The organism is Sinomonas sp. P47F7 (genome assembly GCF_049332655.1).
Taxonomy (GTDB): Bacteria; Actinomycetota; Actinomycetes; order Actinomycetales; family Micrococcaceae; genus Sinomonas.
In genome coordinates this window covers 4,003,849-4,016,925 of sequence record NZ_CP186327.1, presented here as the reverse complement: position 1 = coordinate 4,016,925, position 13,077 = coordinate 4,003,849, and the positions used below count along the sequence as shown (strand labels likewise).

The following is a 13,077-nucleotide window of genomic DNA, read 5'->3' as shown; positions in this document are numbered from 1 at the left end:
GACCCTTCAGCTGTCATTCCATGCTACTCCCGGGTCCTACTGGCCGGTAGGGAGGTTCCGGGCCCGGAGGGGTTCGGGCCTGAAGGGGTCGGGTTGACATGTAGGAAATTTCCTACGTATCGTGAAGGCGTGCCCCGACAGACCAAGGAGACGCCCACGGACCACGTGTTCGCGGCGCTCTCGCATCCGGTCCGCCGGGACCTGCTGTCGGCGCTGCTCGACGGCCCCGAGACCGCGCAGTCCCTCGCGGACCGCTACGCCATGGCACGCCCGAGCGTCGCCGAGCATCTCAAGGTCTTGCGCGCCGTCGGACTCGTTGCCGAGCGGCAGGCCGGCCGTCATCGCTTCTACTCCCTGACCCCGGAGCCGCTCGCGCTCCTGCGCGAGTGGCTCGAGCCCTACGAACAGTTCTGGCGCGGCCGGGTGTCCCGGCTCGCCGCGGTCCTCGAGGCCCACCCACCAACGTCCCCTTCAGCGAAAGGCCACCTCCCATGACCGAGACAGATCCCACTTCGGGCGTCAACGACCCCACTGTCATCCGCGTCGTCGATTTCCTCCCGCACGAGCCCGCCGTCGTCTGGCGCGCCCTCACGACTCCCGAGCTCCTGGCCCAGTGGCTCATGCCCAACGACTTCGCGCCGATCATGGGCCACCGCTTCACGTTCCGCACCGACCCGATCCCCGCAACGCGCTTCTCCGGAATCATCGCGTGCGAGGTTCTCGAGGTGCGTGAGCCCGAGCAGCTCGTGATCTCCTGGGCGGACGAGTCGCCGGAGAATGACATGAAGACCACCGTCACCTTCCGGCTCGAGGCGTACGACGGCGGGACTCGCCTCAGCCTGGTCCAGGCCGGCTTCCGCGCGGATCACCCGGGCGACCAGATGGCGCGCAAGATCATGGGCGGTGGTTGGGGGGGGCACATGTTCCGCCGCCTGGCCGAGGTGGCCGCCGAGGCCCACGGCGTGGCGCGCGAGGTCTAGCCGCCCCATGACGGGTGCCGCGAGGCCGGATTTGCGGGCCTCTCCAGCGGGGCCTAGTATTTAACGCTGTCGTATGCAGTGGAATCCACTCTCGGCACTGAAGACACCGTCCAACCCGCGGCGAGGAACTTCGGCTGGCTCTCACCCCGCCTGGTAACCCTCCGGAAAGCTGCAGAACTACGGTGCATCAAGGTGACGGGACGCATCTGCGGACCGTCATTTTTACTGCAACTGTTGACTACAACTTGGAGGAGCGAACCGTGGCAGCACATTGCCAGGTGACCGGGGCGAAGCCCTCATTCGGTCACTCGATCTCGCACTCGCACCGCCGCACCAAGCGTCGGTTCGACCCGAACATTCAGAAGAAGCGCTACTGGGTGCCGTCCCTTCGCCGTAACGTGACCCTCACGCTCTCGGCGCGCGGCATCAAGACCATCGACGTGCGTGGCATCGATTCCGTCGTTGCCGAGCTCCTTGCGAAGGGAGTGAAGCTCTGATGGCCAAGAAGGATAAGGACGCCCGTCCGATCATCAAGCTCAAGTCCACCGCGGGGACTGGGTTCACGTACGTGACCCGCAAGAACCGCCGGAACGACCCCGATCGTCTCGTCATGAAGAAGTACGATCCGGTCGTCCGCAAGCACGTCGAGTTCCGAGAGGAGCGCTAAACCATGGCCAAGAAGTCCAAGATTGCCCGTAACGAGCAGCGCAAGGTCATCGTTGAGCGCTACGCCGCGCGGCGTGCGGAGCTCAAGAAGACCCTCGTCGACGAGAACGCGTCGGACGAGGCGCGCGAGGCCGCCCGCCTCGGCCTGCAGAAGCTTCCCCGCGACGCTTCGCCGGTGCGCCTCCGTAACCGCGACCAGATCGACGGCCGCCCGCGCGGCACGTTCCAGAAGTTCGGCATCTCCCGCGTGCGCTTCCGCGACATGGCGCACCGCGGTGAGCTTCCGGGCGTCACGAAGTCGTCCTGGTAAGCGGCACGCTCGCTTGCTGAGCCGCGCTGGTCAGCGCTGCTCGCCACCCGTCCGCAGGGGCGGCACCCATAGTGGGTGCCGCCCCTGCGGCGTCCTTGCCTTTCCCGCGCACTCTTCCAACCGGGCCGTCGAACCGCCAGCATGGGACTCATGCAGAGCGTCTACCCGTCCGTCTTCCGGCTTTCGCGGGGCGCGGGAGCCAATGCCTACGTGGTGCTTGCGGGGGACACGAGCCGAGCCGCCCTCATCGATCCCGGCATGCCGTGGGACGCGGGCTCCGTCATCGGGGAGCTCAGGCGGAACGGGCTCCTCGACAAGGTCACTGACATCCTCGTGACGCATGCGGACATCGACCACGTGGGCGCCGCCCCCAAGGTTCAGGCGGCCACGGGCGCCGCGGTGTGGCTCGGACGCGCTGATGCCGAGGTCATGGATGGAACGCGCCGGGCATCGACGGCGTATCGCCGGCTCCTCGGCCGGTGGCACCCCGGCCCCTTCACGAAGGGGCTGTCACTGCTGGACGGCGGTGAGGAACCGTTCCCCGGGGTGACCTGTCTCGCGACGCCGGGACACACGCCGGGGCACATGGCCTTTACCTTCGGCGACGTGGTGTTCGCCGGGGATGCGGTCCTCGGCACCGACCATGGGTTCCGGCAATTGCCCGGCTTCTTGACGAGCGACCCGACGCAGGCGCTCGCGTCCGAGCGGCTCATCGCAGGCCTCGGTGCGCGGTGGTTTTGCCCTGGCCACGGGCGGGTGCGGGAGCTCAAGGCGCTCTAGGCGGCGGCGCGTCGCGTGGTCGCGTAGGGCGAGTTGCAGGGCCGCCCTCGCCCGTGTACTGTTGATCAGGTTGCCCGCCCAGCTGGGTGAGGCGACAAAATCCCGATCAAATCCGAAGCTCAATTCGCCGTGCCGGGTTCTGCCCAGCTAGGCCGAAGAGAATATCGGATGATCCGGATAAAACTCAGCCTTCGAATTCGAACGAAACGCGGATTTGCGAGCGGCCGGATGACCCGGTAAGGTTGAACCTCGTTCGGCGGGAAGATAGCCCGAGTGAAACTCGGAGGATGTACCCGCGGGGCCTGTTGTTTGAGAACTCAATAGCGTGCCATGTTTGGATTTGATGCCATTTTTTTGATGGCTGTTTGCCTGGTCCTGGGTGCTTTCTCGTGTGCTTGGGGCTGGGTTTCGGCTTGGATCGGATTGCTGGGGGTGGGGTTTTCCGCCTTTTCTCCTGGTGTTTCTGTTTTTGTTTTTGACGGAGAGTTTGATCCTGGCTCAGGATGAACGCTGGCGGCGTGCTTAACACATGCAAGTCGGACGATGATGTGCCTTCGGGTGCGGATTAGTGGCGAACGGGTGAGTAACACGTGAGCAATCTGCCCTTGACTCTGGGATAAGCCTGGGAAGCTGGGTCTAATACCGGATAGTACCCTCTGCCGCATGGTGGGGGGTGGAAAGCCTTGTGCGGTCTTGGATGGGCTCGCGGCCTATCAGCTTGTTGGTGGGGTGATGGCCTACCAAGGCGACGACGGGTAGCCGGCCTGAGAGGGTGACCGGCCACACTGGGACTGAGACACGGCCCAGACTCCTACGGGAGGCAGCAGTGGGGAATATTGCACAATGGGCGCAAGCCTGATGCAGCGACGCCGCGTGGGGGATGACGGCCTTCGGGTTGTAAACCCCTTTCGGCAGGGGACAAGCCGTTTCGGCGGTGAGGGTACCTGCGGAAGAAGCGCCGGCTAACTACGTGCCAGCAGCCGCGGTAATACGTAGGGCGCGAGCGTTATCCGGAATTATTGGGCGTAAAGAGCTCGTAGGCGGTTTGTCGCGTCTGCTGTGAAAGCCCGGGGCTCAACCCCGGGTCTGCAGTGGGTACGGGCAGGCTGGAGTGCAGTAGGGGAGACTGGAATTCCTGGTGTAGCGGTGAAATGCGCAGATATCAGGAGGAACACCGATGGCGAAGGCAGGTCTCTGGGCTGTAACTGACGCTGAGGAGCGAAAGCGTGGGGAGCGAACAGGATTAGATACCCTGGTAGTCCACGCCGTAAACGTTGGGCACTAGGTGTGGGGGGCATTCCACGTCCTCCGCGCCGCAGCTAACGCATTAAGTGCCCCGCCTGGGGAGTACGGCCGCAAGGCTAAAACTCAAAGGAATTGACGGGGGCCCGCACAAGCGGCGGAGCATGCGGATTAATTCGATGCAACGCGAAGAACCTTACCAAGGCTTGACATGGGCCGGACAGGCGCAGAGATGCGTCCTCCCTTCGGGGCCGGTCCACAGGTGGTGCATGGTTGTCGTCAGCTCGTGTCGTGAGATGTTGGGTTAAGTCCCGCAACGAGCGCAACCCTCGTTCCATGTTGCCAGCACGTGATGGTGGGGACTCATGGGAGACTGCCGGGGTCAACTCGGAGGAAGGTGGGGACGACGTCAAATCATCATGCCCCTTATGCCTTGGGCTTCACGCATGCTACAATGGCCGGTACAAAGGGTTGCGATGCTGTGAGGCTGAGCCAATCCCAGAAAGCCGGTCTCAGTTCGGATTGGGGTCTGCAACTCGACCCCATGAAGTCGGAGTCGCTAGTAATCGCAGATCAGCAACGCTGCGGTGAATACGTTCCCGGGCCTTGTACACACCGCCCGTCAAGTCACGAAAGTCGGCAACACCCGAAGCCGGTGGCCCAACCCTTGTGGGGGGAGCCGTCGAAGGTGGGGCTGGCGATTGGGACTAAGTCGTAACAAGGTAGCCGTACCGGAAGGTGCGGCTGGATCACCTCCTTTCTAAGGAGCCCCTCCCCGTGCACGGTGCCCGTTGTGGGTGCCGGTTGGCGTGGGGCAGGTGAGAGCCCGTTTCGCAGGCGGATGTCCTGCGGCGGGTGCTCGTGGGTGGAACATCATCTCCTGGTGGCCTGGCCGTGGTGGCCCTGTGCTGCGCGAGTACGCGCCCCTGCTTCGGCGGGGGTGCTGGAATGCGTGTGCGGGGGTGCCGGGCCGGGCCGGCCGTGTCCCTTCGAGGGCGTGCGTGCCCGGGTGGGTCCCCCTGTTGTGGGGGGCCGTGTCCCGGGGGTGTGCGCGGGGGTGCGGTTGCGTGGTGCGCTGTTGGGTCCTGGGACAGCAGTCCCTGGCTGGTCCCGTCCCCTGGCGGTCCCGTTCCCTTGTGGGCGGGGTGCTGCGGGGGGCAGGGGTTTGTTGTTTGAGAACTGTATAGTGGACGCGAGCATCTACAGGGGGAGGCCTTTCGGGCTTTTTCCTGTGTGCAATTTTTTCTTGGTTTTTTTCCTTGATTTGTTGCGCCCCCGTGTGTGGGGGTGTGAGGTTTTCAAGGGCGTACGGTGGATGCCTTGGCATCGGGAGCCGATGAAGGACGTGGGAATCTGCGATAAGCCTGGGGGAGTCGATAACCGGACTGTGAGCCCAGGGTGTCCGAATGGGGAAACCCTGCCGCATGTCATGTGCGGTGACCTGCCGCTGAACGCATAGGCGGTGTGGGGGGAACGCGGGGAAGTGAAACATCTCAGTACCCGCAGGAAGAGAAAACAACAGTGATTCCGTCAGTAGTGGCGAGCGAACGCGGACGAGGGCCAAACTGTGCGCGTGTGATACCCGGCAGGGGTTGCGCGTATGGGGTTGTGGGGTCCTGCTTGGTGCGTCTGCCGGCGTGCCGGGGTGTGTGTGGGTATAGGCGAACGGTCTTGAACGGCCGGCCGGAGTGGGTGTGAGTCCCGTAGCCTTCAATGCCTCTCACGTGCCCTTGCGGGTGTCCCCGAGTAGCACGGGGCCCGAGGAATCCCGTGTGAATCTGTCAGGACCACCTGATAAGCCTGAATACTACCCGATGACCGATAGCGGACTAGTACCGTGAGGGAAAGGTGAAAAGTACCCCGGGAGGGGAGTGAAACAGTACCTGAAACCGTGCGCCTACAATCCGTCAGAGCCTCCTTGTTGGGGTGATGGCGTGCCTTTTGAAGAATGAGCCTGCGAGTTAGTGCCGTGTCGCGAGGTTAACCCGTGTGGGGGAGCCGCAGCGAAAGCGAGTCTGAACAGGGCGTTCAGTGGCGCGGTCTAGACCCGAAGCGGGGTGATCTACCCATGGCCAGGTTGAAGCGACGGTAAGACGTCGTGGAGGACCGAACCCACTTCAGTTGAAAATGGAGGGGATGAGCTGTGGGTAGGGGTGAAAGGCCAATCAAACCCCGTGATAGCTGGTTCTCCCCGAAATGCATTTAGGTGCAGCGTTGCGTGTTCCTTGCCGGAGGTAGAGCTACTGGATGGCCGATGGGCCCTACCAGGTTACTGACGTCAGCCAAACTCCGAATGCCGGCAAGATACAGCGCAGCAGTGAGACCGCGGGGGATAAGCTCCGTGGTCGAGAGGGAAACAGCCCAGACCGCCGGTTAAGGCCCCCAAGCGTGTGCTAAGTGGGAAAGGATGTGGAGTCGCAGAGACAACCAGGAGGTTGGCTTAGAAGCAGCCACCCTTGAAAGAGTGCGTAATAGCTCACTGGTCAAGTGATTCCGCGCCGACAATGTAGCGGGGCTCAAGCACACCGCCGAAGCCGCGGCAGTCCCATGTGTCCCTAGCCTTCGTGGTTCAGGGGTGGGGCTGGGTAGGGGAGCGTCGTGCGGGCTGTGAAGCTCCCGGGTGACCGAGGGGTGGAGGCCGCACGAGTGAGAATGCAGGCATGAGTAGCGAAAGACGGGTGGGAAACCCGTCCGCCGGATGATCAAGGGTTCCAGGGTCAAGCTAATCTGCCCTGGGTGAGTCGGGACCTAAGGCGAGGCCGACAGGCGTAGTCGATGGACAACGGGCCGATATTCCCGTACCGGCGAAGGACCGCCCATGCCGGACGGCCGATACTAACCAACGGATCCCCTGCCGGGGCCCTTCGGGGCGCGGGCGGGGGTGAGCGTGGGACCTGAGGCCGCGAGGCAAGCGCATTAACAGGTGTGACGCAGGAAGGCAGCCCGGCCAGGCGATGGTTGACCTGGTCCAAGGATGCAGGGCGGGCCGCAGGGAAATCCGCGGCCTTTTGTGCCCGAGGTCCGACGGGACCCCCGCGAGGGGGGATCGGGTGATCCTATGCTGCCTAGAAAAGCATCGGCGCGAGGTCCTAGCCGCCCGTACCCCAAACCGACACAGGTGATCAGGTAGAGAATACCGAGGCGATCGAGAGAATCGCGGTCAAGGAACTCGGCAAAATGCCCCCGTAACTTCGGGAGAAGGGGGACCCCGGCCCTGAACAGGACACGCGCCTGGGAGGGGGGAGGGGTCGCAGAGACCAGGGGGAAGCGACTGTTTACTAAAAACACAGGTCCGTGCGAAGTCGCAAGACGATGTATACGGACTGACTCCTGCCCGGTGCTGGAAGGTCAAGAGGACCCGTCAGCCTCACGGCGAAGCGGAGAATTCAAGCCCCAGTAAACGGCGGTGGTAACTATAACCATCCTAAGGTAGCGAAATTCCTTGTCGGGTAAGTTCCGACCTGCACGAATGGAGTAACGACTTCCCCGCTGTCTCGACCGCGAACTCGGCGAAATTGCACTACGAGTAAAGATGCTCGTTACGCGCAGCAGGACGGAAAGACCCCGAGACCTTCACTACAGTTTGGTATTGGTGTCCGGAGCGGCTTGTGTAGGATAGGTGGGAGACTGTGAGGCCGGCACGCCAGTGCCGGCGGAGTCGTCGTTGAAATACCACTCTGGTCGCTTTGGGCATCTCAACCTCGGCCCGTGATCCGGGCCAGGGACAGTGCCTGACGGGTAGTTTAACTGGGGCGGTTGCCTCCCAAAGAGTAACGGAGGCGCCCAAAGGTCCCCTCAGCCTGGTCGGCAACCAGGTGGCGAGTGCAAGTGCACAAGGGGGCTTGACTGCGAGAGAGGCATCTCGAGCAGGGACGAAAGTCGGGACTAGTGATCCGGCGGCACCTCGTGGAAGGGCCGTCGCTCAACGGATAAAAGGTACCTCGGGGATAACAGGCTGATCTTGCCCAAGAGTCCATATCGACGGCATGGTTTGGCACCTCGATGTCGGCTCGTCGCATCCTGGGGCTGGAGTAGGTCCCAAGGGTTGGGCTGTTCGCCCATTAAAGCGGTACGCGAGCTGGGTTTAGAACGTCGTGAGACAGTTCGGTCCCTATCCGCTGCGCGCGCAGGAGATCTGAGAAGGGCTGTCCTCAGTACGAGAGGACCGGGACGGACGAACCTCTGGTGTGGCAGTTGTACCGCCAGGTGCACCGCTGCTTGGCTACGTTCGGATGGGATAACCGCTGAAAGCATCTAAGCGGGAAGCCCGCTTCAAGATGAGATCTCCGTACACCATTGGTGTTGAAGGCCCCCAGCAGACCACTGGGTTGATAGGCCGGACGTGGAAGCAGGGACCAACGACCTGCGAAGCCGACCGGTACTAATAGGCCGACAGCCTCACACCACCACAACAACACACGAACTGCCCGCGTCCACTCTACGGTCCCCAGACCACAAACCCCCCACCCCCCGCCCCAACCACGGGCGGGGCACCCACGGGGGCACCAGCCACCGCAACAGAACAGCACCACCGCAACAGAACCGCAGCACCGCAACAGAACAGCACGCAACACCGCAACCCCGACACTTCCCCACCCCCACCACAGGGGGCGCGCGGAGAACAGGTTACGGCGGCCATAGCGTGGGGGAAACGCCCGGACCCATCCCGAACCCGGAAGCTAAGCCCCACAGCGCCGATGGTACTGCACCCGCCAGGGTGTGGGAGAGTAGGACACCGCCGGACAACACCACCACCCGAGGGCCCCACACCGACGTGGGGCCCTCAGGCCTTTAACGGCTCTTCGGACATCCGGCAGGTGTCAGTCAGGACCCGTTTTTCGTCGCGGTTCCCAGGAAGCCGTGGCGCTGAAGCTTGGGGGCGTTGATGTCGAGGTAGCCAGCATCGAGCTCGTCCATCCGGAAGCCGGCGTCGATGACCAGCCGGTCGATCTGCCGGGTGAGGTGGCAGTTGCCAGCGAGCCTCGCATTCAGCGGTTCGAAGAGGCCCTGCCACCGTGCGACGGACGCTTCGGGGGAACTGCCGTGTTCAAGGAAGTGGAAGGTTCCCCCTGGCCTGAGGACGCGGTGTACCTCAGCCAGCGCGCGGGACGGATCGGGAATGGTGCAGAGGGTGAAGGTGGAGAGGACCGCGTCAACGCTGTCATCGTCGAGGTCGAGCCGCTGACCGTCGAGGCCTGCTCGTTCGACCGGGATCCGACTCGAGGCGCGTCGCGGTGCGGAGAGATCCCATGCAAGGTCGGATGGCTCGACGGCCAGAATCCGCGTGACGTCCTTCGGGTAGTGCTCGATGTTCAGGCCGCTGCCGAACCCGAGCTCCGCGACCAATCTATGCAACCCGGAGCACGCGCGCACCCGATACGGCACCAGATCGGAGTGCCGCAGGGAGGCGTCGTTCATCCGCGGAACGACGCGTTCGGTCCACCATCCCATATCCGGGAAAGTACCCCAGGAGTGAGGCGGAGTCGAGGGGAACTGCTCCTGATTGTGTCAATCCGAGCCGGGACCGCCCCGGCAATCTAGGCGGGGACCGCGCGAGGCGGTTCGCGTCCTGACAGACTTGCCGAGCGAGGCTTGGGTCAAGCGCTGACAGGATCTTCTGTGCGAACCCGAGTCGGAACCAGTAGCCAGACGCCCAGCACCTTGGAGTTGGATGGACGGGCCGTCCCGGCCGCTTCCGCCGGAACGATCGAGAAACGATCGAGAATAGAAATCTTGCAGTTCAAAAGTCAAATTAATGTGAAATTCGCTCCGTGAAGCTATTGACAAGTTTGTGTAACGACTGAAATGCTCACCTCGTTGAGTCCACTGCGCAGGCGTCGTGGACACTCACCCTGGGGGGCCATGGATATTCCGCGTCGATCATTCCTGTCTATTTCCGCCGCCGCTGTGCCCGCTCTGGCTGGTGCCACAGCAGCGAAAGCCGCCAGAGATTCGCAGACGCCGCCAGGCATCCGGGATACCGTTCTGGAAGCCATCGTCGAACGCAACCAATTCATTCTCGACAGTTCCCGGACACCTCGAAAGCTGGGTGATCAGAAGTCGAGCGACAAATACAAGGTCAATCGGCTCATAGCATCTCAAGAGCTAAAGAACCGGAAGGGTCGACTCGCAACTTACGGATTCGCATACAGCTCCGGAAGCTCGAGCGTGTCAGTCGACGCGTGGGAAGATCTTGGCTCCACCGCCACAGCAAAGGTCACTGAGACCACAGGCCTCGACGTCCTGTCGTACCTCAAGGGGCCGGAAAATGTGACCACGAAATACAAAGCAAACCACACTGCGCTGTTTGTGCGACAGGGCAACGATTGGGTCATCGATGAACTGATCCTAGACGGTGAACAGCACGGCCTTCCGATGTCTGTCGTCGAAATCTCATTGACCCCCACACGACAGCTACACAGACGATCGCCTGCGACCGGCCGAGGCGGAGCGACTCCTGGGCCAAATGGAGTTGTCACAGACCCCAAGTCGAATGCAGGTATTCCGGGGCAAGTCCGTCCGATGACCACCGCCGGATACGACTACAATGCCATGATCAACTATGCGGTCAATTACGTCTTCTACTACAACCCGCAATACCGATCGTACAACGACACCGGCGGCGACTGCACAAACTTCGTTTCCCAGGCTGCTTTCGCCGGCCAGTGGCCCATGACGGAGCTTGGCTACAGAGGAGACGCGCGATACTGGTATTATGATTGGCAGGTCGAATCGTGGTCGTGGATCAACACACAGTACTTTAAGTACTTCATACTGAATAGCGGGCGCACCTACGAGCTCGCTTACCTCAACGACCTCGGTCCGGCGGACTTTGTTCAGATTCACTGGGGGACGGACCCAACACCGGCCGACGTGCCTGACCACACAATGATCGTCACTCTGTACTCGTGGACCGGCGGACGGAACGGAATTTACCTCACTTACCACAGCCGCGACACCCTCAACCAACTGATATGGGACCTCTATGACCAATATCTGCCGTATAACGCCACGTGGTGGGCGCACAGGACGTAGACCTGTCGTCTGGTTCTTGGGGATCCTGCTTTTCGTGATGACCGCGTGTTCCGCACCGGGCCCTGGGGGGACGCCGCCGCCTTCGGGCAGTCAAAAGGCGTTTGCTGAGCATGTCGTGCAGGTGGCAGCATCCGGCGACGTCGACGAATTGGTGAAGCTGACGTCCCCCGGTCATTCCGGTGTCAGATCCGAGGCTGAATCTCTTGCATCGTTCGCCAAGGGATGGGACCCAAAGGTGGATACCCTCGACATCCCATCTCCTTACAGCTTCCCCGAAGCAGCGATCGTCGACCTGACTCGGGCAAGCGGAGCACAAAAGAAGTTCGCTGTCGGTTGGCTCTACGGCGAGGGGAAGTGGACTCTAATGCTTGGGCAACCTACAAGGCCAAGTACCACAAGTACCAGCAGCCCTGCTCAGCCCTGATCAGGCCGCCCGCCCTCTACGGAACGTGGCATAGTTTCCCCCCCGGCCGAGGGGGCAATCAGACTTGGCTTGTCCGATCACGGTGGAGGGTGGGTTCGGCTTAGGCTGCCGCCGACACTCCGAAGACCCTCAAGGGGGTCCCGCTTAGATTTCCCCGGTGGGTCCCGCTAAGACTGTCAAAGACATGCTCCACCCCGCGTCCACCTTTGCCCGCGCGCCTCATCCCCACCAAATGTCCGAAGAGCCAGACGGGGTTAGCGGAGATTGGCGAGCACTCGCGTGAGCATGCCCCTGCCCTCCTCCTCGAAGGCCGGGTCGCCGACGTCGTGCGACCAGACCACCGTGCCCAGCGCCTGGAGCAGGTTGTCGAGCCGCCACGAATCCGGCTCCTCAGCCGGGTCGCGACCGTAGCCGGCGTAGAACGCCGCCCTCAGCGCTCCGCCGTCGTGCGGTGAACCGGCTCGGGTGGCGTCGGCAGCGAAGTATCGGTGTTCGAGCCGCACCAAGTCCGTGACCCACGGGCGGTACCCGGCCCGGCCGAAGTCGATGACGCCCAGCGTGCCGCCGTCCTCGACCCAGTTCCGCGGCTGGTAGTCGCCGTGCGTCGCGAACAGCATCCGGGGCGCGGGCCGGTGGGTGGCGGCCAGTAGGCGCACGGCGCGGAGCTGCTCGGCCGGAACGAGGCCGGCGGCGCGTTCTGCGAAGTCGCCGAGCTTGTTGAGCGCGGCAGGGTCGTAGCTGGACGTCTCGTGCCGGGGCTGGTGGAACCGGGCCAAGAGCTCGCCGGCCTGCCGAAAGGCGTCCGGCGAGAACTCGTGCGGTCCGCCCTCGACGAGCCGCCCGGGGAGCCATGAAGTGACGAGGAGCCCGGCCCGAGCGTCGCCGTGCAGGAGCCGCGGTGCCCGGTCCCCGAGCGGTGCCGTCATCTGCAGGTGTGCGCGCAGCTCGCGCTGGATGTGGTGCGACGTGGCACTCGCCTTGACCACCACGGGCCCGCGGGCGGTGCCGAGCCGGAGCACGTGGATGCCCTGAATGCCCCACGACATGTCCTCCTCAACCTCCCACGAGCCAAGCCAACGGCCCAGGAGGCGGTGCTGCTCGAGGGTCAGAAGTGAGAGGACTGATTCGGTCACGGCACCACGCTACGCCCCCGCACGGGCCCTCAGAGGCCCGAATTGGGCCAAAAATCCCCGAAAACACGCGGAATTTGCTGGCGTGGGGCGCATTAACTGGTAGGTTCGTCACCAGCAGCCCCGGGCGAGTGCCCGGGACTGACGAACCGATCGACGTCCAGGAGGACACATGGCTAAGAACCGCAGCGAGCTTGTTGCCGAGGTCGCCGGCAAGACGAGCCTCAGCCAGACCGCCGTCAACGGTGTGCTCGACGCACTATTCGAGGTCTTCGAGAGCTCCGTCGCCAAGGGCGAGAAGGTCAGCATCCCGGGCTGGCTCGCCGTCGAGCGCACCGAGCGTGCCGCCCGCACGGGCCGCAACCCGCAGACCGGCGAGGAGATCCAGATCCCGGCTGGCTTCGGCGTCAAGCTCACGGCCGGCTCCAAGCTGAAGGCTGCCGCGTCCAAGAAGTAACCCCACCGTACGGCCCGCGGGAGCAGCTGCGTTGCGCTGCTCCCGCGGGCCGT

The 13,077-nt window shown here is 63.3% G+C and carries 10 protein-coding genes and 3 rRNA genes; 11 read left to right on the top strand and 2 right to left on the bottom strand.

Annotation, left to right across the window (positions count from 1 at the left end; genetic code table 11):
- Positions 1-129: 129 nt before the first annotated feature.
- From ACOKR1_RS18835 to rrf, 9 genes are all read left to right on the top strand, one after another.
- Positions 130-495: an ArsR/SmtB family transcription factor gene (locus ACOKR1_RS18835; RefSeq protein WP_422934418.1), complete on the top strand. Its 366-nt coding sequence runs from the start codon at positions 130-132 to the stop codon at positions 493-495.
- On the top strand, positions 492-980 hold the full coding sequence (locus tag ACOKR1_RS18830) for an SRPBCC family protein (protein ID WP_422934417.1): 489 nt from the start codon (positions 492-494) through the stop codon (positions 978-980). The genes ACOKR1_RS18835 and ACOKR1_RS18830 overlap by 4 nt, the downstream gene beginning before the upstream one ends.
- A gap of 260 nt (positions 981-1,240) precedes the next feature.
- On the top strand, positions 1,241-1,477 hold the full coding sequence (gene rpmB / locus ACOKR1_RS18825; protein WP_415855750.1) for a 50S ribosomal protein L28: 237 nt from the start codon (positions 1,241-1,243) through the stop codon (positions 1,475-1,477).
- Positions 1,477-1,647: a 50S ribosomal protein L33 gene (gene rpmG, locus ACOKR1_RS18820; RefSeq protein WP_136612455.1), complete on the top strand. Its 171-nt coding sequence runs from the start codon at positions 1,477-1,479 to the stop codon at positions 1,645-1,647. Before rpmB ends, rpmG begins: the two co-directional genes overlap by 1 nt.
- A 3-nt stretch (positions 1,648-1,650) precedes the next feature.
- Positions 1,651-1,956 (top strand): 30S ribosomal protein S14, encoded by a 306-nt coding sequence (gene rpsN, locus ACOKR1_RS18815; RefSeq protein WP_415855751.1) that lies wholly within the window; start codon positions 1,651-1,653, stop codon positions 1,954-1,956.
- 150 nt (positions 1,957-2,106) lie between these two features.
- Entirely contained in the window at positions 2,107-2,736 is a 630-nt protein-coding gene (locus ACOKR1_RS18810) for an MBL fold metallo-hydrolase (RefSeq protein WP_422934416.1), read from the top strand.
- Positions 2,737-3,211: 475 nt separating this feature from the next.
- Positions 3,212-4,738 (top strand): 16S ribosomal RNA (locus ACOKR1_RS18805).
- Between the two features lie 527 nt (positions 4,739-5,265).
- A 23S ribosomal RNA gene (locus ACOKR1_RS18800) occupies positions 5,266-8,384 on the top strand.
- Positions 8,385-8,605: 221 nt separating this feature from the next.
- A 5S ribosomal RNA gene (rrf, locus tag ACOKR1_RS18795) occupies positions 8,606-8,722 on the top strand.
- Together the 16S, 23S and 5S rRNA genes form the textbook arrangement of a ribosomal RNA operon.
- A gap of 80 nt (positions 8,723-8,802) precedes the next feature.
- On the opposite strand, the gene ACOKR1_RS18790 is transcribed toward rrf, so the two are convergent.
- Positions 8,803-9,429: a class I SAM-dependent methyltransferase gene (locus tag ACOKR1_RS18790; protein WP_422934415.1), complete on the bottom strand. Its 627-nt coding sequence runs from the start codon at positions 9,427-9,429 to the stop codon at positions 8,803-8,805.
- A gap of 411 nt (positions 9,430-9,840) precedes the next feature.
- Here ACOKR1_RS18790 and ACOKR1_RS18785 point away from each other — a divergent pair, with 411 nt between their 5' ends.
- A complete protein-coding gene (locus ACOKR1_RS18785) occupies positions 9,841-11,013 on the top strand; it encodes an amidase domain-containing protein (protein WP_422934414.1) in 1,173 nt (390 codons plus the stop codon).
- Positions 11,014-11,691: 678 nt separating this feature from the next.
- On the opposite strand, the gene ACOKR1_RS18780 is transcribed toward ACOKR1_RS18785, so the two are convergent.
- Positions 11,692-12,570 carry an aminoglycoside phosphotransferase family protein gene (locus tag ACOKR1_RS18780; protein WP_422934413.1) on the bottom strand — a complete coding sequence of 293 codons (879 nt, stop codon included), beginning with the start codon at positions 12,568-12,570 and terminating at the stop codon, positions 11,692-11,694.
- A 169-nt stretch (positions 12,571-12,739) separates the two neighbouring features.
- Between ACOKR1_RS18780 and ACOKR1_RS18775 the strand changes: the two genes are divergently transcribed.
- On the top strand, positions 12,740-13,024 hold the full coding sequence (locus ACOKR1_RS18775; protein ID WP_422934412.1) for an HU family DNA-binding protein: 285 nt from the start codon (positions 12,740-12,742) through the stop codon (positions 13,022-13,024).
- Positions 13,025-13,077 lie beyond the last annotated feature (53 nt).